23 protein-coding genes, 1 tRNA gene and 3 pseudogenes are annotated in these 26,301 nt (G+C 63.3%); 6 read left to right on the top strand and 21 right to left on the bottom strand.

Going from position 1 to position 26,301, the window contains the following annotated elements:
- Window positions 1–259: 259 nt before the first annotated feature.
- Window positions 260–541 carry a hypothetical protein gene (locus C722_RS25170; RefSeq protein WP_017642136.1) on the bottom strand — a complete coding sequence of 94 codons (282 nt, stop codon included), beginning with the start codon at window positions 539–541 and terminating at the stop codon, window positions 260–262.
- Between the two features lie 371 nt (window positions 542–912).
- On the opposite strand from C722_RS25170, the pseudogene C722_RS27190 reads away from it, so the two are divergent.
- The 3 genes and pseudogenes from C722_RS27190 to C722_RS0119545 all read left to right on the top strand — a co-directional run.
- Window positions 913–2,040 (top strand): annotated as a pseudogene (locus tag C722_RS27190) (HAMP domain-containing protein); the annotation flags it as partial.
- A gap of 144 nt (window positions 2,041–2,184) precedes the next feature.
- Window positions 2,185–2,898 (top strand): methyl-accepting chemotaxis protein, encoded by a 714-nt coding sequence (locus C722_RS27185; RefSeq protein WP_371099828.1) that lies wholly within the window; start codon window positions 2,185–2,187, stop codon window positions 2,896–2,898.
- Window positions 2,899–2,912: 14 nt separating this feature from the next.
- Complete coding sequence (locus C722_RS0119545) at window positions 2,913–3,833, top strand: substrate-binding domain-containing protein (protein ID WP_017642134.1); 921 nt, start codon at window positions 2,913–2,915, stop codon at window positions 3,831–3,833.
- A 91-nt stretch (window positions 3,834–3,924) separates the two neighbouring features.
- On the opposite strand, the pseudogene C722_RS25165 reads toward C722_RS0119545, so the two are convergent.
- The 3 genes and pseudogenes from C722_RS25165 to C722_RS0119530 all read right to left on the bottom strand — a co-directional run bounded on the left by C722_RS25165 (window position 3,925) and on the right by C722_RS0119530 (window position 8,157).
- A pseudogene (locus C722_RS25165) lies at window positions 3,925–6,968 on the bottom strand (autotransporter domain-containing protein).
- A 272-nt stretch (window positions 6,969–7,240) separates the two neighbouring features.
- Complete coding sequence (locus tag C722_RS0119535; protein WP_017642131.1) at window positions 7,241–7,765, bottom strand: GNAT family N-acetyltransferase; 525 nt, start codon at window positions 7,763–7,765, stop codon at window positions 7,241–7,243.
- Window positions 7,766–7,914: 149 nt separating this feature from the next.
- A complete protein-coding gene (locus tag C722_RS0119530; RefSeq protein ID WP_017642130.1) occupies window positions 7,915–8,157 on the bottom strand; it encodes a DUF1654 domain-containing protein in 243 nt (80 codons plus the stop codon).
- A 553-nt stretch (window positions 8,158–8,710) separates the two neighbouring features.
- On the opposite strand from C722_RS0119530, the pseudogene C722_RS27180 reads away from it, so the two are divergent.
- The 3 genes and pseudogenes from C722_RS27180 to C722_RS0119520 all read left to right on the top strand — a co-directional run.
- Window positions 8,711–9,769 (top strand): annotated as a pseudogene (locus tag C722_RS27180) (methyl-accepting chemotaxis protein); the annotation flags it as partial.
- On the top strand, window positions 9,755–10,627 hold the full coding sequence (locus C722_RS27175) for a methyl-accepting chemotaxis protein (RefSeq protein WP_371099827.1): 873 nt from the start codon (window positions 9,755–9,757) through the stop codon (window positions 10,625–10,627). The pseudogene C722_RS27180 and the gene C722_RS27175, both read left to right, overlap by 15 nt.
- 175 nt (window positions 10,628–10,802) lie before the next feature.
- Complete coding sequence (locus tag C722_RS0119520; protein ID WP_017642128.1) at window positions 10,803–12,794, top strand: bifunctional diguanylate cyclase/phosphodiesterase; 1,992 nt, start codon at window positions 10,803–10,805, stop codon at window positions 12,792–12,794.
- 211 nt (window positions 12,795–13,005) lie between these two features.
- On the opposite strand, the gene C722_RS0119515 is transcribed toward C722_RS0119520, so the two are convergent.
- The 17 genes from C722_RS0119515 to aspS all read right to left on the bottom strand — a co-directional run bounded on the left by C722_RS0119515 (window position 13,006) and on the right by aspS (window position 26,283).
- Window positions 13,006–13,404: a hypothetical protein gene (locus C722_RS0119515; protein ID WP_017642127.1), complete on the bottom strand. Its 399-nt coding sequence runs from the start codon at window positions 13,402–13,404 to the stop codon at window positions 13,006–13,008.
- Window positions 13,405–13,649: 245 nt separating this feature from the next.
- Complete coding sequence (locus C722_RS0119510) at window positions 13,650–14,129, bottom strand: hypothetical protein (protein WP_017642126.1); 480 nt, start codon at window positions 14,127–14,129, stop codon at window positions 13,650–13,652.
- 259 nt (window positions 14,130–14,388) lie between these two features.
- Window positions 14,389–14,464 (bottom strand) — tRNA-Lys (locus C722_RS0119505).
- 59 nt (window positions 14,465–14,523) lie between these two features.
- The gene (gene queC / locus C722_RS0119500) at window positions 14,524–15,198 is read right to left on the bottom strand and encodes a 7-cyano-7-deazaguanine synthase QueC (protein ID WP_017642125.1); all 675 of its coding nucleotides are present in this window, start codon (window positions 15,196–15,198) and stop codon (window positions 14,524–14,526) included.
- Between the two features lie 2 nt (window positions 15,199–15,200).
- Entirely contained in the window at window positions 15,201–15,851 is a 651-nt protein-coding gene (gene queE, locus C722_RS0119495; RefSeq protein WP_017642124.1) for a 7-carboxy-7-deazaguanine synthase QueE, read from the bottom strand.
- A gap of 71 nt (window positions 15,852–15,922) precedes the next feature.
- Entirely contained in the window at window positions 15,923–16,750 is an 828-nt protein-coding gene (gene ybgF / locus C722_RS0119490; RefSeq protein WP_017642123.1) for a tol-pal system protein YbgF, read from the bottom strand.
- A 6-nt stretch (window positions 16,751–16,756) separates the two neighbouring features.
- A complete protein-coding gene (gene pal / locus C722_RS0119485; RefSeq protein WP_017642122.1) occupies window positions 16,757–17,278 on the bottom strand; it encodes a peptidoglycan-associated lipoprotein Pal in 522 nt (173 codons plus the stop codon).
- 59 nt (window positions 17,279–17,337) lie between these two features.
- Entirely contained in the window at window positions 17,338–18,636 is a 1,299-nt protein-coding gene (gene tolB, locus C722_RS0119480; protein WP_017642121.1) for a Tol-Pal system beta propeller repeat protein TolB, read from the bottom strand.
- Complete coding sequence (tolA, locus tag C722_RS0119475; RefSeq protein WP_026083970.1) at window positions 18,633–19,739, bottom strand: cell envelope integrity protein TolA; 1,107 nt, start codon at window positions 19,737–19,739, stop codon at window positions 18,633–18,635. The genes tolB and tolA overlap by 4 nt, the downstream gene beginning before the upstream one ends.
- A complete protein-coding gene (gene tolR / locus C722_RS0119470) occupies window positions 19,736–20,182 on the bottom strand; it encodes a protein TolR (protein WP_017642119.1) in 447 nt (148 codons plus the stop codon). The genes tolA and tolR overlap by 4 nt, the downstream gene beginning before the upstream one ends.
- A gap of 11 nt (window positions 20,183–20,193) precedes the next feature.
- Window positions 20,194–20,886: a protein TolQ gene (gene tolQ / locus C722_RS0119465; protein ID WP_026083969.1), complete on the bottom strand. Its 693-nt coding sequence runs from the start codon at window positions 20,884–20,886 to the stop codon at window positions 20,194–20,196.
- A gap of 2 nt (window positions 20,887–20,888) precedes the next feature.
- Window positions 20,889–21,338 carry a tol-pal system-associated acyl-CoA thioesterase gene (gene ybgC / locus C722_RS0119460; protein ID WP_017642117.1) on the bottom strand — a complete coding sequence of 150 codons (450 nt, stop codon included), beginning with the start codon at window positions 21,336–21,338 and terminating at the stop codon, window positions 20,889–20,891.
- Window positions 21,339–21,389: 51 nt separating this feature from the next.
- Window positions 21,390–22,442, bottom strand: a complete 1,053-nt coding sequence (gene ruvB / locus C722_RS0119455) for a Holliday junction branch migration DNA helicase RuvB (RefSeq protein ID WP_017642116.1) — start codon at window positions 22,440–22,442, stop codon at window positions 21,390–21,392.
- Window positions 22,443–22,446: 4 nt separating this feature from the next.
- Window positions 22,447–23,049, bottom strand: coding sequence for a Holliday junction branch migration protein RuvA (ruvA, locus tag C722_RS0119450; RefSeq protein WP_017642115.1), 603 nt, complete (start codon window positions 23,047–23,049; stop codon window positions 22,447–22,449).
- 46 nt (window positions 23,050–23,095) lie between these two features.
- Window positions 23,096–23,656 carry a crossover junction endodeoxyribonuclease RuvC gene (gene ruvC / locus C722_RS0119445; protein WP_007160336.1) on the bottom strand — a complete coding sequence of 187 codons (561 nt, stop codon included), beginning with the start codon at window positions 23,654–23,656 and terminating at the stop codon, window positions 23,096–23,098.
- Window positions 23,656–24,402, bottom strand: a complete 747-nt coding sequence (locus tag C722_RS0119440) for a YebC/PmpR family DNA-binding transcriptional regulator (protein WP_017642114.1) — start codon at window positions 24,400–24,402, stop codon at window positions 23,656–23,658. The genes ruvC and C722_RS0119440 overlap by 1 nt, the downstream gene beginning before the upstream one ends.
- A 105-nt stretch (window positions 24,403–24,507) precedes the next feature.
- The gene (aspS, locus tag C722_RS0119435; protein WP_017642113.1) at window positions 24,508–26,283 is read right to left on the bottom strand and encodes an aspartate--tRNA ligase; all 1,776 of its coding nucleotides are present in this window, start codon (window positions 26,281–26,283) and stop codon (window positions 24,508–24,510) included.
- Between the last annotated feature and the right edge of the window lie 18 nt (window positions 26,284–26,301).

Genomic DNA, 26,301 nt, shown 5'->3' with positions numbered 1-26,301 from the left:
TCTAATCCTCCTGGCCCGGATGTAAACAGCCGTTGCTCGCCTGGGCGATAGCGGTCATCCGCTCGCCCAGGGGTATTGTCCTGCGCCTGGGCAAGGCCTTGGCATGGCCTTCTTACCTCATCCCCTGGGCACTCCGACTCGCGAGGCGCCAGGAGCAGCCCCCGCGATCAGTGACAGCAGCCGCTGTGCCCGCCCGTATCGCGCTCACCTCCCCTCCTCTGCTACCGGCCCGAAACCGGCAGCGGACCGAGGACGAGACTCAGGGATTTTCCTTGCTGGGCGTCTTGATGTAGCCGGGCACGGCGGAATCGGGAGGCGAGTGGCGCCCTTCGCTGGCTGCGGCGTCATTGGCCTGGGCACGGTCTTCCTGGGCCTTGGTCTGCTCCTGGGCAGCCCGGTCGACCTTGCCTTCGGCAGCCTTTTCCTCGGCCTTCTGGCTATGGACCTGAGCCTCCCGGGCATGGTCTTCGGAAGTCTTGTCGCACGCCGCCAGGGTTGCGGCAGTAGCCAGTACGAGGGAGCACAGCAGAACTTTCGACATCGGGTATTCCTGTGAAAAGAGACCTTTCAGAGACCTGGAGAAGCACGGGTTGGTTTCTGACCCGCCGCGCCGGCTTTGCGACCTGAGGTGTCCGTCGCACGGTGGGCGTGGCGGAACCCGCATGCCTGCCCAGCGAGCTGATAGTCGTCGAGCGCCTGAACCGCACCGCCAGGCTCTAGCGCGCGCATCTGATCATTATCGACAACAGCTGGTCGCCCGGCGAAGGCCGCACGTCCGCAGACGATGCGGAAAGGTCGGGTGATACGACTAGGCTGCGGAGCTGTTGGCCATGGACAGGCATCGAGACGCGCCATGACGTCTGCCGCCGTTGGCCTCCTGCCTCAACATCGCCAATAAAGCAGGGAACAACCATGACGCTTCTTCAACGGGTAGTCGGCGGCATCGCTCTCCTGGTGTTTCTGCTGCTGGGCATCGTCGCCGTGAGCTTCAACAGTACCCAGTCCATCCATGAACGGCTGACGGTCATCACTGAGCAGTCCGCTCCGCTCGGCCAGGCGGTCGGCGAAATCAACGTGCAGCTGCTGAGCGCCAACCAGGCCCTGCTCGGGCTGCTGGCCGAGTCCGATACCGCCCAGATCGCCACGCGCGAACAACAATTCCACCAGCAATTCGCCAACTACCTGCAGCTGCACCAGCGCCTGCCGGCGCTGTTGCGCGACCACGAGCAACTGGTCCAGGCACTCGATCAAGAGCAGAAACTGGGCAATGCCTACGGCCAGCAGGCGAAAATCCTCATCGACAGCTACCGCCAGCTGGTCACCGTGCGCCGTGAAACCCGGACCCTGCAGGGCTATGCCACGCCCGAGGCCAATCGACTGTCCAGCTACCTGCAGGCCTACAGCGCACAACGGAAGGCGGAAGGCGCCACTTCGGCGGTCCGCGCCGCCCAGTTGCTGCTGATCGAAACGGACAAGACCTACGCCGCCTTCGCCGCCCAGGCGGCACGCGTGGATCTGTCGAGCCTGGCCATGGCGCTCAACCAGCAGCAGGATGTCATCACCGACCGGCTGCGCGATCTGGCCGCCCTCGACGAGCGCAACGCGCGTATCGTGGGCGTGATGGTCACGCGCCTGCTGCACGAGATGACCGCGCCCGATGGGCTGCGCCTGGCCTACGAGCGGCAGGCTGCGGCCGAAGCCCAGTTCGACGACCAACGCCAGCGTACCAGCACGGCGCTGCAGGCGACCCTGGATGCCCTGCGCACCCTCAGCGGCGGGGCCGTCGCCGTGGCGCAGCAAGCCAAGAACGATACCGATGCCAGCGTGGCCACCAGTCGCCAGGTACTCTTCATCGTCGCCCTGCTGGCGATCTGCGCCGCCGTGCTCATCGGCCTGTGGGTCGCGCGCGGCCTGCGGCGTCCGCTGCAGGCGTTCCGCGAATCGCTGCGCCAGGTCACGGCTGGCGATCTGCGGGTCCAGTTCGATGTGAGTCGCAAAGACGAATTCAGCGAGCTGGGCAGCTATCTCAACGAACTGATCCGCTCGCTGCAAACCACGGTGACCACCCTTACCCAGTCGGCCGACGACCTCCGTCGTACCGCCCAGGCCAATGCCGACATCAGCGCCAGCACCACCCGCGCCGTGGAGGAGCAGACCGAACGCCTCGGGTCCGCCGCCTCGGCGATGACTCAGATGGAAAGCACCGTGGCCGAGGTAGCCCAGCGCGCGCTCGACACCAAGGATGCCGTGGACCACACCTTCGAGCTGAGCACCACGACCGGCACCACCGTCGCCGAGACCATCGACAGCATCCAGCGCCAGGCCCAGCAGATCCAGGTCGCCGCCCAGGCCACCGATGAACTGCAGGGCTATGGCCAGAGCATCGACGGCATCGTCGATGCCATCCGCAATATCGCCGAGCAGACCAACCTGCTGGCGCTCAATGCCGCCATCGAAGCCGCCCGCGCCGGTGAACAGGGGCGCGGCTTCGCTGTGGTCGCCGACGAGGTACGCTCCCTCGCCAGTCGCACCCAGAGCTCCACCAGCGAGATCCAGCAGCAGATCGAACAGATGCAGCAGAAGATCCACTCGGTAGTGGACATCATGGGGGTGAGTCGCGCCCACTCCGGGGAGTGCGTGCAACTGGCCTCCTCCACCCGCGAAGCCCTGCAGAACATGAGCCAGGCGGTCGGCACCATCCGCGAGATGAACACCCAGATCGCCGCCGCGACCGAAGAGCAGAGCGTCACCGTGCAGCAAACCAGCCGCATGATGGTGCAGATCAACGACGCCGCGCTCCGGGCTGCAGAAGGCGCCGAGCGTGCCGCGCACAGCAGCGAGGACCTTTCGCTCATGGCCAGCCGGCAGCGCGAGCTGCTGCAACGTTTCAGTGTCTGATCGGGGATCGACTCATGTTCAAGCCAACGCTTCGTCTCCTCGCCGGTTTCATGCTGGCCGCCACCTGCGTCAACGTGGCCCAGGCCAGTGCCCCGTTGATCGGCGTTTTGACCTCCAAGCGCGACAACTTCCGTACCGCGCTGATCAATAATGTCGAGGAACGCGCCCGTACCCTGGACGCCGATCTGTTCCTGGAAAACGCCAGTAGCGACAGCGCCTTGCAGCTACGCCAGTACCGCAACCTGATCGCCGCCCGGGTCGATGCGGTCATCGTCAATCTCATCGATGACAGCAACACCCAGGAGATGCTGTCCCTGGCGATGAGCAGCAAGGTGCCGCTGGTGTTCATCAACTATCGCCCCAACGTCTCGCCGTTGCCGGCCTATGCGGGCTTCGTCGGTTCGGACGAGGTGGAAGCCGCGACGATGCAGATGGAGGAGCTGGCCCGCCGCGCCGGCTACAAGGGCAAGGTGGCGATCCTGATGGGCGAATCGCACCACCCGGCGACCAAGCTGCGTACCGAAAGCGTCGAGAAGGTGGTGGCCAAGTACCCGGACATGCAGGTCGTGGTTAAGGCCTCGGCCAACTGGCAGCGCAGCGAGGCTACCGATCTCGTCATGCAATGGGTCAACAAGGGCGTGGCCTTCGACATCGTCGCCGCCAACAACGACGAGATGGCCATCGGTGCGATCCGGGGTCTGGAAAAGGCCGGCAAGCCACTGGCGCAATACCTGGTGGGCGGCATCGACGGCACGCCCGACGGGTTGCAGGAAATGCGCGCGGGCAAGCTGGCGGTCAGCGTCCTGCAGGATGCCAAGGGCCAGGGCGAAGGCGCGGTGGACATGGCGCTGCGCCTGGCCAATGGCCCCACCAGCAACACGCTCACCAAGGTGCCCTTCCAGCTGATCACCCCGGACAACCTGGCGTCTTTCTAGCCCTTGGCCGCAGCGGGGTCGTCCTTCTTCGGCGGCCTCGCCTCGCGCTTAACTGCGCGCCCTGCCCGTTCCGGCACTTGGCACGCCCCGTTCAGAATCGCCAGCTGAGTCGAGCCTTGAGGTCCTGGGCCTTGGTCCGGCCACTTAGTTGCCCGTCATAGCCCAGGCCTAGCGACACCGTCTCGCTCAGCGCCATGTCCAGCGCGCCCTGCATCACGGCGGACTCACGCGCGATGGGCGCCCCCATCAGTTTGAGATCCGGCCCACCGGCGAAGGCCGCCTCGTGCTCGGGCGTGGTATCACCATAGGCATGGCGCCAGCCCAGGGTGGCGCTCGGCACCACCTTCCAGTCACCTAGCGGTTTGCTCGCCAGGCGCAGACCGAGGGTGCTGAAGGTCACGTCGGTGTTCTGCCGCGGATTGTCCAGCGCCAAGGCACACTGCGCTCGTGGAAGCCGTCGGTCCGCAGGTGCACCTGGGCCAGGTTGGCGAAGGGCGAGAGGTTCAGGCTGCCCGCGTCGATCCGATAGGCCAGTTCGCCAAAGGCCTGGGTGGTGTCGGCGTCATAGTCCGGCGCCAGGTGCTGATTGCTGCCGAGGACCGCCAGGTCGCGCTGCGCCGCCACCGAATGCCAGCTGTGGGCCAGGCCCAGCTTGAGACTAAAGGCATCCCAATGCTGGCCGGCATAGAGCCCCAGGTGGTAGTTGGTGCTGTCGAGCGAGCCGGATTCGTCGCGCAGATCCAGATCGGTATGACCCAAGCCCACCAGCCCCCCGACGCGCCAGCCGTTGTCCAGCGGGATGTCACTGCCAATCAGCAAGCCATGGCTGTGGCTGTCCAGGCTGCTGGCGTCGTGACTGCCGTCGTTGCGGCCCCAGGCACCGAGCGCCTGGGTCCAGACCAGGCCGCGCTCGGGGCTGCCGGCCAAGCCCTGGATGCCGGAACCGGACGGAGCGTCGTCCTGGGCGTCGTGCAGACGCTCGGCCATGGCGTTGCGTACCAGGCGGCTGTCCTCCACCAGCACCGTCTTGGTCGAGGCATGTAGTTCGTTGCCCAGGCTCTGGAAGGTCGAGCGAGCACCAGTGGCATTGGTCGCGACGACCTGATTCCACAGCGCATTGCCGGCGCCGGCCTTATCCAGCCCCTCTGCAGCGGACCGGGCATTGCGGCCATCGGCCAGGTCGGCGAAGGCCACGCCATTGCGTGGCAGGCTTAGGATCGCCTGGTTAGCGCTGTAGCTCAGCGTCGGGGTGAGGAAGGCGAAATCGGATTGGATCTGCCCAAAGCGACCGCTCAGGCGGTTACCGGCGCTGAGTAGCTGATAGCTGCCCAGGGGCTGCCAGTAGGGGCTGGAAACCAGTGCCAGGGTGGCGCCGTTGACGGCGATGCTGCCCGTGGCGACCAGGCGATCGGCGCGGTTGCTGGCACCGGTCTCGACCTGATAGATCGAGCCTTGGTCGAGGGTGGCGTTGCCGTTGACGTCGAGCTGCCCTACCGAGTTGCCGGGAGCGAGAATGCCGCCCTGGGCGACGTGAAGACTGGCCAGACTGCCGTTACCGCCCAGGGTGGCGCCGGTATTGACGGTGACCGCCGAGTTGCCGAGGTTGCCATTGATGGCCAGGCGACCCTGATCGATGCGGGTGGTACCGGCGAAATCGCTATTGCCGGTCAAGCTCAGGGAGCCGACCCCGGTCTTCACCAGGCTGCCAGTGCCATGCAGTCTGTTGGCTAGGCTGTCGTTGACCGACTGCTCCAGTATCAGGGTGGCGTTGTCGGTGATGTCGCCGCTGCCGAAGGCCTGGGCATGGCCACGCAGGGTACCGCCATTGATCAGCGTGCCACCGCTGTAGGTGTTGAGACCAGTGAGGGTGAGTTCGCCACTGCCATTCTTGGTCAGGCTGCCGCTGCCACCGATGTTGTTGCGCCAGGCATCGAGGACGTTGAAGCCACCCTGGCTCGCATCCATGTTGACGCTGACGTTGCCGTTAAAGGCGCCGTAGCCATCGGCCGCAGCCATCAGGTTGAGCCGACCGTAGCCGTTGGATTCGTCGATGACCACATAGCCCGAGGACAACTCGGTGCTAGCCAGGATGTCGCGGCGCTGGCTGGCGCTGAGATAAGGGAAGCGCGTTTCCAGCAACACCTCGGCATTGACCGGTACCACCGGCGCCAGATTGGTCGGGCCAACGGGGGCGAAGCCGTAGGTCATGCGGGCGGTGTACAGCGCCCGGTCCCGCGCGTGCTGCGACTGCTGGTCGGTAGCCGGATCGACTTGAGCCACGCAGTTGTTGATGTCGCCGCCACACTGCTGAGCGAAGTAGGCCTGGGCCTGGGCGAAGGCATCGCTGCGCAACTGGGCGTTGTTGACCAGGTTGTCGATGGCGAAATAGGTAGCGGTGATGCGCCCACCGATCACATCCAGCGGCGAGTGCATGCCGGCGACGATGCGATTGTTGCCCAGCTCAGAGGCGCGGAAGAGTTCCTCTCCCAGGCGCTGAGGCACGGCGTAGCCGTAGCCGATGCCGGCCAGATAGGCCGCATTGGTATGGCCGCTGGGAAAGCCGCCATCGCTCGCGGGCGTTTGGCTGCGCGCCGGACGCAGGGACGGCGCCACGATGTCTTCGCTGGTTTGCCTCCAGGGCCGAGGATACTGATAGAAGTTCTTCGCCGAACTGGTGGAGGCGTCGTCGCGAATCGCCTTGACCAGTTGGGCGACCTTGCCCAGGCGCGAATGGATGTCGCCCGAGCCATTGCCCTGGTCTTCGTACTTGACCGTCTGGGTCGAGGCGTCGAATTGGGGAATGGTGGTGAAGGCTCCCGCGCCGACTCGATAGGCCTCGGCCAAGGGACCCAGGCCACTGATCAGGCTGTAGCTCTGGTCACGACGGTCGTCGTAATAGGCAGCCACTTCCTGGTCGTGGGTACGGGTGTGGGACAGATCGATCACATACTGCACGTTGCGCTGCAGGATGGGCGCGCCCAGGGCGGTCGGGGATCCAGTATTCCAGGTAGCGCCCGGCGTCCAGAGCTTATTGTATCCCGACAGCAGATCGACCCCATTGGTGGCATTGCTACCCGAGCGGCTAGCGGCCTGCACCGACACCGCCAGCAGTGATGCCGTCAACACGGCCGTGATTACCGCGGGTTTATTGCCTGAACGTTTCACCGACTCTTCCCCTTAGCCTCTTTGATACAACTTGTTACAAGTTGTCTGGGGCGGCGAGCCTAGAGGGCAGATGTGACGCTATGACAATTCTTTCGAGGCGGTTTTACGACATCTTATAGAGTACAGAACGGCGACCCAGGGTCGAGGCAGGAAAGGCATGCCCCGGGTCGCTGCCGATAGTGCTGCTGGCTGAAAGCCCTGATCCTGGCCCGGTCCCGGTCACGCAGTCCAGCGCCTGAGCGCTAGCGGCGCCTCAGGGTGTCCAGATCACACCAGAGGTGCAGCTTGGTGACAAAGGTATTGCCCACAGCGACTGCCAGCGGCTCGCGGCCAAAGACCGTGAAGCCTGCCTGTTCATAGGGCGCCTGAGCGGCATGGTTGCCTTCGGTGACCGTGAGCTGAATGACCCTGAGCCTGGACAGCTCCTGCGCATGGGCCAGCAGCTCGTCCAGCAAGGCCTTCGCTATGCCCAGGCGCCGGTACTGGATGGGCACGTACATCCCGAACAGAATCGCCTTGTGCCGGCCCTTTTCCCGCGTCTCGAGGCCAAGGCCGACAATGCCCAGCAGATCCGCGCCATGGGTCGCACCCCAGACCCGCTCGCCCGCCTGGGCGCCTTCCTGCAGACGACCCTCCCACCAACTGAGCGGCAGACTCTCCCGCTCCTGCGGGCTCGAAGTGAAGGCCTCCGGATGTGCGGTGTAAGCCTCCAACATCAGCTGCCGATAGGCCGGAGCCCAGGCCGTTCCCAAGCGCTGGATGTCCATCCTGATCTCCTTCCAAGCGACGATCCCTGAAATGGCATCTAAGCCAGCCCTACTGCACGGCCGTGACGTCGCCAGCTCTCGACCTGCGACAATGTCACGATCCGGCACGTCGTGCGACGCCTGTCCGGCGCTGTCGGCCGCGCCTTCGCTCAGTAGTCGTCGTAGCTGACCCTCCAGAACAGGTCGATGCTACCGTCATCGCGATGGGCCACGATCAGGCCTTCGGTCTCGCCAAAGGCTTCCAGCAACAGTGCCCAGTCCTCACGGCTCGCCGCCAGACGCTCCACGTGCACGTGCTTGTCGAGGATCCCGCGCGCATTGTTGACCAGCCGCGACACTCGCATCGTCAGGCGCTCATAGGAGGTCGGCTGGGGCGGCTGGCTATGAGCCATGGGCACAGGCTCCATAACTGTCTATTTACACAGTAGCCCTCGATCCAGGCGACTGGCAAGTTTCCGGACACCAGCAGAACCGGTGGTGCGGGCAGAGGTGCCCAGCGCCGAACGGCAATTGCCTAACAAGCGTTCTCCTGCACTGACGCCAGACGAACGCTCCAGGCCAAGCACCTCGATTTGCTGACGGCCCCGAGTCAAGGTCATGGATCCTACTCCGCCTGCGTTCGGCTGATCAGCCCCGAGCCATCAGCCAGAATGGCAATAAGCCGTCTATCCAGAGATAACCGCCAGCCATCCCCCCAAAAGCTGTGACATGGATCACTTTTTCACTCTTAAGGTCAGACTAACTCGCAACATTTAGGTTGTCCGTAAAGACGCGCGCCACTGGGCTCATCACTGCACAGATCTGGTGAGCGGCTGGTAGCAAAAAATCACACTCCATCGCGCTAGCTATTCCAGGTGCCCTCTTACACCGATAGGTATTGCGATAACAAAAAATGTATGTCCGGCTGAGGCTCACTCAACCCCGCCCCCTATCCAGGTAGTCACCATGCAGCACAATGGCTGGAATCTTCTCAGCAACATCAGCGTTCGGGCCAAGCTGACGCTTGGTTTCTCCCTACTCATTGGCATGATCCTGCTGGTGGCCTATACCGGATGGCAGGCCACGGACGCTCTGCGCGACCGCAGTGAAAGGATCAGCGATATCTCCGGATTCAGTACCCTGGCGCGCGACATGCGCATCGAGCGGCTCGTCTATATCGTCAAGGCCGACGATACCCAGGCGGCCAAATGGCTGGCCGCGCTCGACAAGATCGAGGCTCAGTTGCAGAGCGTCACGCCCAACTTCAATTCGAAGGCCAACGAAGCCCTGCTGAGCGAAGCCAAGGCCGCCCTCAAGCGCTATCGGGACTTCTACAACCAGGTGGTGACGGCAACCCGCGAACGCGCGGCCGTCCAGCAGGCTGCCACCGCCACGGCGGAAGCGGCCAACACCTATCTGCTGGCCCTAGCCACAGCAGCCAATGCCCAGGAGGGGCGTTTCGAAGACCGCCAGCAGGTGGCGGCCCTCTTCATCGATTTGCAGCAGATGCGCATTGCCCTGCGCAGCTATGCCACCACGCCCGGCAAGGAAAACGAGAGCGCTGCCCACCGCGCCTTGGATGAGATTCAGGCAAAGGTCAAGCTGCTCGGCACGACCAGCGGCCTGCCGACCGAGGCCCTGCAGACACTTGGCAATGAAATCGCGGGCTACCAGCAACGCCTGCAGCAACTGATCACCACCCAGGTACAGGTGGATCAGGGTCAGGCCGGTATCACCACGACCATCACGTCGCTGCTGTCGATTGCCGACAAGCTCACCGCGATCCAGAAGGAATTGCAGCTGACGGATGTAAGCGGTGCACGTCAGCTGTTGCTGGTATGGCTGGCCATCGCGATCGCCCTGGGCCTCATCGGCGCCTGGCTGATCACGCGGTCCATCGTCCATCCCCTGAAGGACACCGTCCTCCTGGCGCAAACGGTCGCCAACGGCGATTTCACCCGTCAGTTGGAAGTGACCCGCAAGGACGAACTGGGCGCGCTACAGATCAGCATGCAGCAGATGACCACCAACCTGCGTGGGCTGATCGGCGAGATGAAGGACGGCGTCGTCCAGGTTGCCAGTGCCGCCGAACAGCTCTCGGCGGTTACCGAACAGACCAGCGCCGGCGTGCAATCCCAGAAGAGCGAAACCGATCAGATCGCCACCGCGATGCAGGAAATGACGGCGACTACCCACGAGGTGGCGCGCAATGCCGGGGCAGCCGCCCGCTCGGCGCTGGAAGCCAGTCAGCAGGCTCAGCAGGGCGACCAGGCCGTCAGCAAGGCCGTCGCCCAGATTGAGCTGCTGGCCAGCGAGATGGTGTCGACCAAGATCGCCATGACCACCTTGCGCGGCCACGCCGACAGCATTGGCGGCGTGCTCGACGTGATCAAGGCCGTGGCCGAACAGACCAATCTGCTGGCGCTCAATGCCGCCATCGAAGCCGCCCGCGCAGGCGAGGCGGGACGCGGCTTCGCCGTGGTCGCCGACGAGGTCCGCGGTCTGGCCCAGCGTACCCGCTCCTCGACGGACGAGATCGCCCAGCTCATCACCGGTCTGCACCAGAGCACCGACCGCATGGCGACGGTGCTCGACCATAACGTGCAGTTGACCGACAGCAGCGTCGGCCTGTCCCGCGAGGCGGGCGAGATGCTCAAGCGGATCACCCAGTCGGTCAAGGACATCGAGTCGATGAACGGCCAGATCGCCTGCGCCGCGGAACAGCAGGGTGCGGCGGGCGAAGAGATCAGCCGCAGCGTCACCACTGTCCGCGACATCTCCGAACAGACCGCTGCGGCCAGCGAAGAGACGGCTTCGTCAAGCCTGGAACTGGCACGTATCGGGGTGCGGCTGCAGGAGACGACCGCTCGCTTCAAGGTCTGAAAAGACCCTAGCCTCCTCCGCGGTGCGGAGGGGGCGAGCCGTCAGGTTCTCCAACTCAACCGCCGGTCATGTGGGCTGAATCTCTAACCGAGAGGCCGGTCACAAAGTGCCATCATATTGCCACCAAACGTCAGCCTTCGGACCTTGCTATTCACCCTGTCAGCCCGGACCCCCTATGAAAACCTCTCCAGAGCTTGGTCGGCTCGTCGATCAGACGCTTGCCGTGCCCGTGGGGCCCTTTTCCTTCGCGCCGGTGCTGGAGCGCTTGTTTCATCAGGACATCCATGAACAGCGTAGCCGCCATCTCACGCGCTGCCTCCTCATCGGGACCCTGAGCTACAACAGCTTCCTGCTCTGGTGGTGGCTGCTGATGGAAGATGCCCTGCCGTGGGCAGCCGGCCAGATGCTGGGAATAGCCACCCCCTTCACACTGCTAGTCATCTGCCTGCTGCGGGTAGTCCCCGTTCGTTGGCGTGAAGCTCTGGCCTTGCTACCGTTCTACGTCGGTCTGCTGGTGGTCTACAACTTGGTGATCAATGGCCCGGCCGGCAAGGAAATGAACCAGACGCTGTTCATTTTCACCTGGCCGCTGATGCTCACCTTCGTCAACACCTGCATGAAGAGCGCTCTGCCGCCTGCCCTTGCGTTCAACGGCTTCGCGCTAACCGTCATCTGCATCGCCGTTCACGAAGCCCCCGTATCGGCCATCGTGGGCGGTTTGATGATCACCAATGCCGTCGTGATGGCGTTCTTTTCCCTTCTGGCCAGTTACTGGCTCAATGTCGAGGGTCGTCGCACCTATCTGTACAAGTTGCGCGAAGAAGTCCGCCTGGCGTCCTTGAATTCGGCCAATCAGGACCTGCAGATCCTCTCGGAAACGGATTCGCTCACCGGCCTCGCCAATCGCCGTCAGTTGCGTCCGCTGCTCGAAGCCTTCTGGCAATCGCGCCTGGCAGGTGAGCAAGGCGCCGTGCTCCTGATCGACGTGGATCATTTCAAGCGCTACAACGATCACTATGGCCACCTCGCCGGAGACGAATGCCTACGCACCGTGGCTACCACCCTGGCAGTAGGCCTAGGCGCTGGCGACCTGGTTGGCCGTTACGGAGGCGAAGAGTTTGTCGTCATCCTAAGGCACGTCGGTCCGGCTCAGGCACTCGCTGCGGCGGAAACCATCCTGCAACGCATTCGTGACCTGCAGATTCCGCATCAGGGGCGTCAAGACGACAAGACCTATGTCACCGTCAGCATAGGCATCGCGCGTAGCGGCATCGTCGGCTTGAGTACCGCGGACGATCTGCTGGATTGCGCGGATCGAGCCCTCTACCGCGCCAAACGCGATGGCCGTGATCGGGTGTTCGAAGGTGGTGTCGAGGCCGTCCTGGGTGCGCCTCTTGAGCATGCGGCATTGCTCACGCCGGACGATGTCCGCAAGGGACTCGCCAGTAATGAATTCCTGCTGCACTACCAACCCATCTATCGCGTTCAGCCGCAGCAGGTGATCGGCTATGAGGCGCTGCTGCGCTGGAACCACCCCACCCTCGGCATGGTATCGCCGGACATCTTCATTGCGCTGGCCGAACAGGGCAACTTCATCATCGCCCTGGGCGAATGGGTAGTGAAGGAGGCCTGCCTGGCAGCCAGCCAGTGGTCGCCTCACCTGAGCGTTTCCATCAATCTTTCACCGCTGCAGTTCGCCGACCCCATGCTGCACGAACGGGTATCCGCGGCGCTCAGGCTCTCCCGTCTCGCCCCCAGTCGGCTGGTCCTGGAAGTCACCGAAGGCGTGGAACTGGTCATAGATACCAAGACCCGTCAGTCCTTCGCCCTCCTCCAGTTGCTGGGCATCCGCATGGCCCTGGATGATTTCGGCAGTGGCTATGCTGGATTGGGCCCCATCCTGGAGCTGCCCTTTCAGCTGATCAAACTTGATCGCCGGATTCTGGCGATCAAGGATGAAGAACAGCGCGGCCAGGTCCTGACTTCCCTGCTGTTGCTCGGCGAGGCCATGAAACTGGAAGTGCTCTGCGAGGGTGTGGAAACTGCTGATCAGTTGGCGCAGCTGCGACACCTGGGCGTGCGGCTCGCCCAGGGCTATCTGCTGGGCAGACCCGAGGCAGATCCGGATGGCCAGGAGCGGCAGCTTACGGCGTCTCTGGAAGCCTGACGCGCAATAACCAGCCACTGCCCTCGACTCGTTCCGAGCGGCGACCACGACGCCCCACCACAGACTGCCTAGGTTTTGTACGAAAAATGCCTACGCTCGGTGACGCTTCGTTGAAACAGGCTTCGGAATGCTCATTTACCGCTCGTAAACTCCGCTTCCTCAGCCTTTTTCGCCTCGCCTGACCTTCGCTCGGCGATTTTTCTTACAGAACCTAGAAGATCGCCATTCCGTCCAGCACCGCCGTGTAGAGCGCGGTTCCGTAGGTCACCACACCGAGAGGCACCCCGACGGCAGCGCCCAGGATCAGTGTGCAAACCAGCAGCGCCAGCAATGGGATTCCGAACACTGGCTGCGCGAGGAAAGAGCCATGACTGCCCTGCTCCACCGTCTTCGCCTGGGGCGTACCGGTCGGGCTGTCGGCTGCGGAACGGGAGCGCTTGGAAGGGTCAGGTTGCTGCCGCCCAGGCCTGGCCTTGCCCTCCATCTCGATAAGATCGGCGATATCGGCGAGCGTGCCGTTGTTGCGGGTGATCTGCTCGTGGGCAGCGCGGAGCGAATCGGGCTTGGCGGTGCGGCCCGCGCCGCGGGGAGGTCTTCGTGAGGCAGTCATACGTACGAGAAAAGGCTGAGAAGGTACTAAGAATGACACAGGTCGATGTTAAGGTTATTAACCTTACCTGTCAGAGTAGCCAATTGCCACTACGTCCTTTTTTGCAGCGAGACTTCGTTGGATACGCCATTCGCTCAATGCCTGCCGGACAGTCAGGCGCTCCTGGCTCCGTTGCCAATCCTCCGCAGGGTGTGAGGACCTACCATCTTGGCTAAAGGCTGATCAAGGCAGCTTTACGAGAACCCTTAGCGCTTGGACCTGGGAGGCAGCCCCTGGTAACTCGCTCCGCTAGCCTCCTCATCAGCTGCGAGCTCCGCCATGGCCAGGCGCGTGGCTTCAATCAGATCTTCTTCGGAGTAATCCGCGAACTCCTCCTCCGGCAGATCCAGTCGCTGCTCATGCTCATCGAACGGATGCAATTCAAGGCCTTCGGCGGGACCCTCTTCAAGATGCCGAATCAGCGTATCCATAGCGCCTTCCTCATTCGCTCCGGCAAGGCAAATGGTCTTGTTCATGCACGCCTGGGGCAAGGAGTCGTAGGCAAGGGTCTGCTCATAAACAGGTACCGCTTCCCCACTGCCCTCGGCGTTGAGGGTCAGCGAAGCCATATCACGCACCAGTTCAAGGGTGTCCACTTCACCAGTTCGGTAAAGCTTCAACAACCGGGCATCTGCGTACCCTAGCAGGAGGAAACCCTCTGTCACTTCGCTGCTATCTGGGCTCATTGCCGTGCTCCGTGATGGTGTGAAGAAAGTGCACCCTGAGGTGGCGGGTCGGTTAAGTAGAACGCACCCAGATCGTAAGATCTTGCGGTATGCAAGCCTTCTTCTCGACTCATGGCCTGACACGGCAAGGATCGTCACGCCTCTGCCACATCATTCAGTGGGCAAGCGGCAGTGTAACCAGGGATCAAACGTACCGATCGCGGCCTTTCAAACACCCTGAAACGCAAAAACCCTCCTTGCGGAGGGTTTCTGGTGAAGATGGTGGGTCGTGTGGGATTCGAACCTACGACCAATTGGTTAAAAGCCAACTGCTCTACCGACTGAGCTAACGACCCGTTAGTGGCCGCCATTCTAGCGATTTTCTCAGGAGAATCAACACCCTAGATGAATTTTTTTACTGGTAGCGGGTGGGGTCGGAAATCTTGGCCGCCTTGAAGCCTTCGGCGCGCAGACGGCAGCTGTCGCAGCGGCCGCAGGCTTCGCCTTCGCCGTTGGCCTGATAGCAGGACACGGTCAGACCGTAGTCCACGCCCAGCCGGGTACCAGTCTCGACGATCTGCGCCTTGGACAGGTACTGCAGCGGGGCTTCGATCCTGAAGGTATCCCCTTCCACACCCGCCTTGGTAGCGAGATTGGCCAGGCGCTCGAAGGCCTCGACGAACTCCGGCCGGCAATCCGGATAGCCAGAGTAATCCACCGCGTTCACCCCGATGAAGAGATGGCGAGCGCCGATCACCTCGGCCCAACCCAGGGCTAGCGACAGGAACACGGTGTTGCGCGCCGGCACATAGGTAACGGGGATGCCCTCGCCCGGCGTCTCCGGCACGGCGATGTCCGGGTCGGTGAGGGCCGAGCCACCGATCCCGTTGAGATCCAGGCCGATCACCTTATGCTCGACGACACCCAGCTGACGCGCTACGCGCTCGGCGGCCTGCAGTTCGGCGCGATGGCGCTGGCCGTAGTCGAAACTCATGGTGTAGCAGGCGAAGCCCTGGGCCTTGGCCATGGCAACGATGGTGGCGGAATCCAGGCCGCCGGAAAGAAGGATGACCGCTTTAGGCTGACTCATGCTCAATGTCCCGGCTCGTCGTTCCAGAGAATCTTGTGCAGCTGCAACTGGAAACGCACCGGCAGATTGTCGGCCACGATCCATTCCGCCAGCTCACGCGGCACCACCTGGCCATGGCTGGGCGAGAACCACACCTCCCCCGCCCGCTGATCCAGGCGATATTCGATCAGCTTGGAAACCGCCCAGTCGTAGTCTTCACGCGAGCAGATGACGAACTTGACCTGATCGTTCGGTGTGAGATGAGCGATGTTGGCGTAGAGGTTGCGCCCCATTTCCCCGGATCCCGGGGTCTTGAGGTCGACGACCTTGCTGACGCGCAGGTCCACGCCACTGACATCCAGAGCACCGCTGGTTTCCAGGGATACCTCGTAGCCAGCATCACACAGCTGCTCGAGCAGCTTGAGGCAATTGGGCTGCGCCAGCGGCTCGCCACCGGTCACACAGACATGGCGTGGCCGGTAGCTGGCGACCTGCTCCAGGATGGCATCGAGATGATGGATCTCACCACCGGTGAAGGCATAGGCCGTATCGCAATACTGGCAGCGCAGGGGGCAGCCGGTGAGCCGGACGAAGACGGTGGGAAGACCGACGGTGCGGGCCTCACCCTGGAGCGAATAGAAGATTTCGGTAAGACGTAGGGTATCTTTTTGCATAGAAGCCACGGGCGTGACGGCTAAACAGGCCATCCGCCTCCGTTGCGGGAGATAGAAGAAAAAAGCCTGCGCTAGGGCAGGCTTTTCAGATCCCGCTGCGCCAGCTGCGCAGCGGAGGTTCCGGGATATTGGCTGATGACCTGCTGGTACATGCCCTTGGCCCGATCCGTGCGGCCGAGCTTCTGCTCGACGCCACCCAGTTTGTACAGCGAATCCGGCACCTTGTTGCTGGTGGGATAGGCTTGGCTGACCTTGGCGAATGCCTGGCCAGCGGCCTGCAGATCGCCCTTGGCCAGATTCACTTCACCCAGCCAGTACTGGGCGTTGCCCGCATACTGGCTATTGGGATACTTGCGCAGAAAGGCGTTGAACGCCTGACTGGCCTTGTCGAAATCCTTGGCTTTGATCAGATCGAAGGCAGCGTCGTAGTACAGCTTTTCCTTCGCCGGATCACCCGGTTCGCTACTGGCGGCCGGTGCCCCCGCGGAAGCAGGCGGCGTTGGCGCGTTGTTTGCCGCGATGGCGCCACCCTGGGCGGCGCCTGCAGCGGCTCCGGCACCTGCATTGGCAGGAGCGGAAGAAAGCTGGGAGAGTCGACCATCCAGATCCTGGTAACGATCCAATCCTTCCTGCTTGAGCTGGCGGATCTCGTTTTCCTGAACCTCGACCTGGCCACGCAGGCGAGCGATGTCATCCTGCATCTGTTGCAACTGCATGAACAGTTGACCCATGCCGGAAACGGGAGCCCCGTTTCCGGCACTGGCCGCGCCTGCGTTGCCATAGCCTTGCCCAGCGGACTGGGCAACACCATAACTACCATCCTGTACGGGAACCTGAGCCGCGGCGACAACCGGTACACCAAGGGTCAGGGCGATCAAGAACTGCAGGCGCTTGGACATCGTTTATTACTTCTTCAGCTCGACGCGACGGTTCTGAGCCCAGGAAGACTCGTCGTGACCGACGGCAACCGGACGCTCTTTACCGTAGGACACCAGCTCCAGCTGAGCCGGGGATACGCCCTGCAGCACCAGGTAGCGCTGAACGGCCTTGGCACGACGCTCGCCCAGCGCCAGGTTGTACTCGCGGGTACCGCGTTCGTCGGTATGACCTTCCAGAACGACGCGCTGGCCGCTGGCCTTCAGGTCGCGAGCGTGAACGTCCAGAGCGCGCATGGCTTCCGGCTTCAGGTCGGAGCTGTCGTACTCGAAGTAGAAGGTGGTGATGGCGCGCAGAGCGGCTTCATCGCCCATGCTGCCGTCAACGGCACCGGCGTTGGCACCGTAGCCAGCGTTCGGGTCGACAGCACCGGCGCCAGCGCCAGCACCAGCGCCTTCACCGGAGGCGTCGCCGCCCTTGGAGGAACAGCCCACGGCGACAGCCATGGCCAGAGCCAGTGCAGCGAACTTGCCGAATTTCAGCATTTCCATCATGTAACTCCTAAAAGAACCGCAATGTTGGTGTTTCTAAGGACTTTTCTAATTAGCCGTCAGTTCAGGTAAGGAGACCAGGAAGGCTCGCGCACGTCACCCTGGGCGGTGGGAAGAGGAATCCGGACGCGACCATTGATGGAGACAAGCATCAGTACGCCTCGGTCCTGCTGGCGGGTGGCGTAGATTAGCATGGTGCCATTGGGCGCAACAGTGGGCGAATCGTTGAGGCTGGTGTTGGAAAGTACCCGCACAGAGCCGCGCTGGAGGTCTTGCGCAGCGATCTGGAAGTTGGTGAAACCTTCCTGGCGATGCACCATGACCAGCGTCTTTTCATCCGCCGAAAGTTTCGGGTTGGCGTTGTAGTTGCCAACGAAAGTCACGCGCTCAGCACCCCCGCCACTGACGCTGGCCTTGTAGATCTGCGGCTTGCCGGAGCGATCGGAGGTGAAGTAGATGGTCTGACCATCCTTGCCCCAGAACGGCTCGGTATCGATGGAGGAGTCATTCGTCACACGACGAATGGCACGGGAGCCCAGGTCCATCACATAGATCTCGGGGTTGCCGTCCTTGGACAGCACGAAGGCCAGACGATTGCCATCGGGCGAGAACGCCGGAGCGCCATTCAGACCTTCGAAGTTGGTCAGCTGCTCGCGACGACCGGTATCGATGTACTGCAGGAAGATGCGCGGACGCTGTTGCTCGAAGGAGACGTAGGCGATGCGCTTGCCGTCCGGCGCGAAACGCGGCGACAGGATGGGTTCGCGCGATTGCAGCAGGGTCACCGAGCGGGCACCGTCATAGTCGGCGCGCTGCAGGGTATAGCGGGTGTTGGTCGCGGAGAAGCGCTCGGCGGTCACATAGAGGATGCGCGTGGAGAATGCACCTTTCACCCCGGTCAGCTTTTCATAGGCCTGGTCGGAGATGAAATGCGCCATGTCGCGCAGCTGATCGGTGCTGCCGCCGACATTGCCGGTCAGGACCTGCTGTTCGGTGGACACGTTGAACAGAGCGTAGCTGATCTGCAGTCGACCACCGTTGGGCACGACGTTGCCCACCAGCACATAGTTGGCGCCCAGGGCCTTCCAGTCGCGGAAGATCACCTCGCTGGCCTGGCTCGGCTGGCTCAGCATGTTCTGGCGCGGAATCGGCGAGAACACCCCAGAATTGCGCATGTCGTCGCTGACGATGTTGGCCAGATCTTCCGGCAGTGGCTGACCACCCTGCCACCCGAATGGCACGACGGCGATCGGGATGGCGCGATCACTACCGCTGGAAATCACCAGCGGATCGGCCGCCTGGGCGGAGCCCACCACCAGGACCAGGCCCAGCAGAATGTAACGGATCAGGGTGTTCACAGACTCAGGTCCTCCGGTTTGAAGATCATGCGGCGCTGACGGTACAGCTGATCGAAGGTCTTGCGATCCAGCTGCTGCAGCTCACGGATACGACCGACGTTACGCACGGCCGATACCGCTGAATTATCGAATTCCTTGTTGCCACTAGAACGGGTCACCGTCGCGCTGGTGATGGTCCCATCCGGCAGCATGTTGATCTGCACTTCGACGCTCATGCCGTTGCGCGCCGATTGCGGACGCGTCCACTGCTCGCTGACCAGACGCACGATCAGGTCATCGAAGCTCGATGCCACCTCGTCGCCCTGCTCTTCGGCCAGGGCCTGCTGCCGCTGGGTATCATCGGACAACAGCTCCGCCAGCGCCTGAGCCTTCTTGTCTTCTGCCGCCTTGCGTGCAGCTGCCTGGGCAGCCTTCTTCTTGGCGTCGTCAGCCGCTTTCTTCTTCGCCGCTTCCGCTGCCGCTTCCTTCTTGGCAGCCTCGGCTGCGGCCTTCTGCTTGGCTTCTTCCGCCGATTTCTGCTTGGCCGCTTCTGCCGCCGTTTTCTTGGCCGCTTCGTCGGCCGCCTTCTGCTTGGCGGCTTCGTCGGCTTTCTTCTTGGCGATGTCCGCCTGCTTCTTCTGCTCGGCAGCCTGCTTGGCTTCCGCAGCCGCCTTGGCGGCCTCGGACTGTTTCTCGGCCTCAGCCTTGGCCTCGGCGGCCTTGGCCGCCGCTTCCGCTTGCTGCGCCTTTCGAGCGTCGTCGGCTTTCTTTTGTTCCGCGGCCTGGTGCTGGGCTTCCTTCTGTTGCTGAGCCGCCTTGGCCGCCGCCGCTTCACGCTGGGCTTCCTGCTGCTCGCGACGCTGCTCCAGCTGCTCCTGCTCGTACTGTTTGGCCGCGGTCTTCTTCGCCTCCCCTGCCAACTTTTGCTCGGTCTGGACCTGCGCCGAGCTCTTCGACTTGAGCTGGACCAGGGTCGCTTGAACCACCGGGCGCGACTGGGGCAATTCAGGGGTAAAGGCGAAGCTGACAAACAGCAGGCCGAAAATCAGCACATGCAGGGCGACTGCCCAGATGACCGGCCAGAAATAACTTTCGGACGACGAACGCTCGCGGTGTCGCATCAAGGCGCCTCGGTAATCAACCCGACGTTGGGCACGCCGGCCTGTTGCAAGGCACCCATGGCACCGGCGACGACACCATAGTTGGCAGCCTTGTCACCGCGGATGAACACCTGGGTGTCAGCACGCTGACGCATGATGGCACCGACCTGCTGACTCAGTTGCGGCAGCGACACGGCGGTCTCGGACTTGGCCTTCTGATCGGTATCCACCTCGGACCCGACGTTCCAGTAGTAGGTACCGTCGGACTTCACCGAGACGGTGAGGATCTGCTTGTCGTTGTCTTGCGGTAGGGCCTGACTGTCGACCTTGGGCAGGTCGACCTTGACGCCCTGATTGAGCATGGGCGCCGTCACCATGAAGATGACGAGGAGCACCAACATCACGTCGATGTAGGGCACCACGTTCATCTCGGCGACGGGCTTGCGTTTCTGGCGGCGAGGAACCATGGGATACCTCTTTATTCGTCGCTGGCGTGGACTTTGCGGTGCAGGATGGCCTGGAACTCGTCCGCAAAGGTGTAGTAGCGGTTGATCAGCATTTCCGAACGGGCGGCGAAGCGGTTGTAGGCCACGACGGCGGGAATGGCGGCGAACAGACCGATGGCGGTGGCGATCAGGGCCTCGGCGATGCCGGGCGCCACGGTGGCCAGGGTCGCCTGCTGCGCCGTGGACAGGCCACGGAAGGAGTTCATGATGCCCCAGACGGTACCGAACAGACCCACGTAGGGGCTGGTGGAACCGACGGTGGCCAGGAACGGCAGGGCCTGCTCGAGCTTCTCTTCCTCACGGGAGATGGCGACGCGCATGGCGCGCGAGACGCCTTCCATCACGGCATCGGGATCCACGCCGGGCTGCTGACGCAGGCGGGAGAACTCCTTGAAGCCGGCGCGGAAGATCTGCTCGACGCCGGAGTCCGGGTCGGGGTTGCTGCCGGCCTGGCGATACAGCTTGGACAGATCGATGCCCGACCAGAATTTTTCTTCGAAGGCATCCAGGGAACGCTTGGCGGCACGCATGGCATTGCCGCGCTGGATGATCATGATCCAGGACGTGACAGAGGCTGCGACCAGGATGAGCATCACCAGTTGCACTACCAGACTGGCATTGGCGACGAGGCTCCACATGGACATATGGTCGACGTTGGGTTGCACGCTTAATCTCCTGATTGAATTGACGCCGGATTTCCGGCAAGAACCGTTCGCATGGCCGTCGGGATCGCCCGGGGCCTGAAGCTGTCAGCACGCACGCAGGCGACCGTCACCCACCCTTCACAGAGCAGGACCTCGTCTTCTGCCCGCCGCACCTCTTGGTAAAACCTGAGGCTGGCGCGCTTCGCCTCGACCACCTCGGCGCCGATCAGCAGTTCGTCATCCAGGCGCGCGGGCGCATGGTAGCGCGCTTCGCTGCTGTGGACGACAAAGAGCAGACCGTCCCGGGCGAGTTCGGACTGGGCATAGCCCAGCGCGCGCAGTCGCTCGGTGCGGGCGCGTTCCATGAACTTGAGGTAGTTGACGTAGTAGACGATGCCGCCGGCATCGGTATCTTCGTAGTAGACACGACACCTGAGGACGGACGGCGACGGGCTCCGCGATTGCGCGTGCATACTCTAGAACCTAGCCTCGCCGTTGCCAATCAGAAATGTTCGCAACTGCATTTAGTTACCATTGACCTCGAACAGATCGGGCGTACCGCCCTGGGCCAGACGCGTCGGCAGGTTGAGTCCGAAGTGCAGATAGGCATGCCGGGTCACCACCCGCCCGCGCGGCGTGCGCATGATATAGCCTTGCTGGATCAAATAGGGTTCCAGCACGTCTTCGATGGTGTGACGCTCTTCGCTGATGGCTGCCGCCAGGCTGTCCACCCCTACCGGGCCGCCGTCGAACTTGTCGATCATGGTCAGCAGCAGACGGCGATCCTGGTGATCGAAGCCCTGGGCGTCGACGTCCAGCAGGTCGAGGGCACGACTGGCGATGTCGTGGCTGATATGGCCCTGCCCGCGGACCTCGGCGAAGTCCCGCACCCGCCGCAGCAGGCGGTTGGCGATCCGCGGCGTGCCCCGTGCCCGGCGGGCGATTTCCATCGCCCCTTCGGCTTCGATGGCAAGGCCCAGAATGCCGGCCGAACGCGTGACGATGGTGGCCAGGTCCGCGGTGCCGTAGAACTCCAGGCGCTGAACGATCCCGAAGCGGTCACGCAGCGGATTGGTCAGCATGCCGGCGCGGGTGGTCGCCCCGACCAGGGTGAAGGGCGGCAGATCCAGCTTGATGGAGCGCGCCGCCGGACCCTCGCCGATCATGATGTCGAGCTGGTAGTCCTCCATCGCCGGATAGAGCACCTCCTCGACGATGGGCGAGAGCCGATGGATCTCGTCGATGAAGAGCACATCGCCCGCTTCCAGGTTGGTCAGCAGCGCCGCGAGATCGCCCGGGCGCTCCAGCACGGGGCCTGAGGTACTCTTGAGGGAAACCTGCATTTCCTGGGCGATGATGTTGGCCAGGGTGGTCTTGCCCAGGCCGGGTGGGCCGAAGATCAGGGTGTGGTCGAGGGCCTCGCCCCGGCCCTTGGCCGCCTGGATGAACAGGCCCATCTGGTCGCGCACCACCGGCTGGCCAATGTAGTCGGCCAGGCGCACCGGACGGATGGCGCGATCCTGGAATTCCTCTCGGTCGCGGCCACCGGCCGAGATCAGGCGATCGGTTTCTATCATGGGATCAGACCATGCCCTTCAGGGCGCGACGGATGAGTTCCTCGCTGGAAAGGTCTTCCCCTTCCACGGCAGCGACGGCGCGACTGGCTTCCTGGGGCTTGAAGCCCAGGGCGACCAGGGCGCTGACCGCATCGGCCTCGGCGCTGGCGGCGCCGGCGGCCTGGTTCGGCAGAACCAGAGGCGCGATGGTCGGCAGATTTTCCCAGGCCTTGAAGCGGTCCTTGAGCTCGACCAGCAGGCGTTCGGCGGTCTTCTTGCCCACTCCCGGCACCTTGACCAGGACAGAGGTGTCCTGGGCCTGAACACAGCGAACCAATTCATCCACCTCGAGACTGGACATCAACGCCAGGGCCAGCTTGGGGCCGACACCATTGAGCCGGATCAGCTCGCGAAACAGCTCTCGCTCGCGTTTTTCGCCAAACCCGTACAGCAGGTGCGCATCTTCCCGTACCACGAGGTGGGTATGCAATGTGACGACCTCGCCCTGGGCCGGCAGCCGATAAAGGGTCGTCATGGGCACTTCGACCTCATAGCCGACTCCGCCCACGTCGAGCAGGAGATGGGGCGGCTGCTTTTCCGCCAGGGTGCCACGTAGACGACCGATCACAGGGATACCTTCCTACTTCTGGAGCGAGATGTTTGAGCGGATGAAACTAGAGACGCAGCCGGCCGCCGCGGCGGCGAGTCGCCAGCAGGCCATGGGGGACCAGGCTCTGCCGGGTATGGGCATGGCACAAGGCAATGGCGAGGGCGTCGGAGGCGTCGATCTGGGGCTTTTCGGTCAGCCGCAGCAGGTGCATGACCATCAGCATCACCTGCTGCTTGTCCGCTCCGCCGTTGCCGACCACGGCCTGCTTGACCTGACTCGCGGTGTATTCGGAGATCTCCAGGCCACCCTCGGCGCCAGCGACGATGGCCGCGCCCCGAGCCTGACCCAGCTTGAGCGCCGAGTCGGCGTTGCGCGCCATGAACACCTGCTCGATGCCCATGGTGACCGGCCCGTACTGGGCGATGACGTCGCGCACACCGCGATAGACGATCTGCAACCGCTCAGGCAACGGACCGTTACCGGTGCGGATGCAGCCGGAGGCCACGTACTCGCAGCCCCGCCCAGTGTCGCGCACCACGCCGAAGCCGGTCAGCCGCGAGCCCGGGTCGATGCCCAGCACCAGGGTACCGGGCGCATCGGGCGGCAGGCGCTCGTAGAGGGACATCAACCGAGCTGCGCCATGACGTCGTCGGGGATGTCGGCATTGGAATAGACGTTCTGCACGTCGTCCAGGTCTTCGAGCATGTCGATCAGCTTGAGCACCTTCTGCGCGGTATCCAGATCCAGGGTCGCGGAGGTCGAGGGGATCATGGTCACCTCGGCTTCGTCGGCCTTGTAGCCGGCGGCGGTCAGGGCTTCGTTGACGGCGATGAAGTCGGCGAAGCTGGTGAAGACGTCGATGGAGCCATCGTCGTTGGCCACCACGTCATCGGCACCCGCTTCCAGCGCGGCTTCCATCAAGGCGTCTTCGTCCAGGCCAGGGGCGTAGCTGATCTGGCCCTTGCGCTCGAACAGATAGGCGACCGAGCCGTCGGTACCCAGGTTGCCACCGCACTTATTGAAGGCATGCCGGACTTCGGCCGCGGTACGGTTGCGGTTGTCGGTCATGGCTTCGACGATGATGGCGACGCCACTTGGGGCGTAGCCTTCATAGGTCAGTTCCTCGACGTTCTCGCCTTCGCCGGCGCCCACGCCACGGGCGATGGCCCGGTCGATGGTGTCGCGGGTCATGTTGGCGGTGAGCGCCTTGTCCACCGCCAGGCGCAGACGGGGGTTGTCGGCTGGAACGCCGCCGCCCTGGCGCGCGGCCACGGTCAGCTCACGGATGATCTTGGTGAAAATCTTGCCTTTCTTGGCATCCTGGCGTTCTTTGCGATGCTTGATGTTGGCCCATTTGGAATGACCGGCCATAAGCTACTCCAATGTCTTGACGAAGACTGCGCCGGCCGCAAGGGCCGCGACGCAATGAAAAAGGAAACGGAGGGCGCCGACTTGGGCGCCCTCCTCCGATAAGGCTTATTCCGCCTTGGCCTGCTCGCGCAGGCGGATGTGCAGCTCGCGCAGGGCCTTGGCGTCGACGGCGCCGGGCGCCTGGGTCATGACGTCGGCCGCGCTCTGGGTCTTCGGGAAGGCGATGACTTCACGAATCGACGAGGCGCCGGTCATCAGCATCACCAGACGATCCAGGCCGAAGGCCAGGCCGCCATGGGGCGGTGCGCCGAACTTCAGGGCGTCCAGCAGGAAGCCGAACTTCTCTTCCTGTTCCGCTTCGCTGATCCCCAGCACCTCGAAGACGGCTTGCTGCATCTTCTTGTCGTGGATACGAATGGAACCGCCGCCCAGTTCGGTGCCGTTGAGCACCATGTCGTAGGCGCGCGACAGCGCGGCACCGGGGTTGGCCTTGAGCTCTTGCGGGCTGCACTTGGGCGAGGTGAAGGGGTGGTGCATGGCGGTCAGGCTGCCATCGTCGTTTTCCTCGAACATCGGGAAGTCGACCACCCACAGCGGCGCCCACTGGCAGGTCAGCAGGTTGAGGTCGTGACCGAGCTTGATGCGCAGCGCGCCCAGGGCTTCGGAGACGATCTTGGTCTTGTCCGCGCCAAAGAACACGATGTCGCCATCCACCGCGCCGACGCGGTCGAGGATGACGTTGATGTTGTCCAGCGGGATGTTCTTGACGATGGGCGACTGCAGACCCTCGACGCCAGCGGCGCGCTCGTTGACCTTGATGTAGGCCAGGCCCTTGGCGCCGTAGATGCCGACGAACTTGGTGTAGTCGTCGATCTGCTTGCGCGGCATGCTCGCCCCGCCCGGTACCCGCAGCGCGGCGACGCGGCACTTGGGATCGTTGGCCGGACCGGCGAAGACCTTGAAGTCGACGTCCTTGAGCTGGTCTTCCACGTCCACCAGTTCCAGCGGAATGCGCAGGTCCGGCTTGTCGGAACCGAAGCGACGCATGGCTTCGGCCAGGGTCATGTGCGGCAGCGTACCGAATTCGACGTCCAGCACTTCCTTGAACAGGTTGCGCACCATGGTCTCGGTGATGTCCATGATGTCTTTTTCATCGAGGAAGCTGGTCTCGATGTCGATCTGAGTGAATTCCGGCTGGCGGTCGGCGCGCAGGTCTTCGTCACGGAAGCACTTGGCGATCTGATAGTAGCGGTCGAAGCCGGCGACCATCAGCAGCTGCTTGAACAGCTGGGGCGACTGCGGCAGGGCGAAGAAGCTGCCGGGATGGGTGCGGCTGGGCACCAAATAGTCGCGGGCACCCTCGGGGGTAGCACGGGTCAGGATCGGGGTTTCCACGTCGAGGAAACCGTTTTCGTCCAGGTAGCGGCGGATGCTGGAGGTGATGCGCGAACGCAGCTTCAGCTTCTCGGCCATCTCCGGACGACGCAGGTCGATGAAGCGATAGCGCAGGCGGGTCTCTTCACCGACGTCGGTGTATTCGTTGAGCGGGAACGGCGGGGTCTCCGCTTCGTTGAGCACTTCCAGCTCATAGCCCAGCACCTCGATGGCACCGGACGCCATGTTGGCGTTGCGCGCGCCCTCGGGACGCAGGCGTACCTTGCCGGTGAGCTTGACCACGTATTCGCTGCGCACGCGGTCGGCCTTGGCGAAGGTTTCGGCGCGATCCGGATCGAACACCACCTGGGCCAGGCCTTCGCGATCGCGGATGTCGAGGAAGATGACCCCGCCGTGGTCACGGCGGCGGTGGACCCAACCGCAGAGGGTGATTTCCTGGCCGTCCAGGCTCTCGTTCAACTGGCCGCAATAGTGGCTGCGCATCATGGTCGTGGTTTCGCTTCT

It is taken from the genome of Pseudomonas sp. 313 (genome assembly GCF_000316965.1).
Classification (GTDB): Bacteria; Pseudomonadota; Gammaproteobacteria; order Pseudomonadales; family Pseudomonadaceae; genus Chryseomonas; species Chryseomonas benzopyrenica.
The sequence above is the reverse complement of the archived record's forward strand: the minus strand, read 5'-3'. Positions and strand labels throughout refer to the sequence as shown.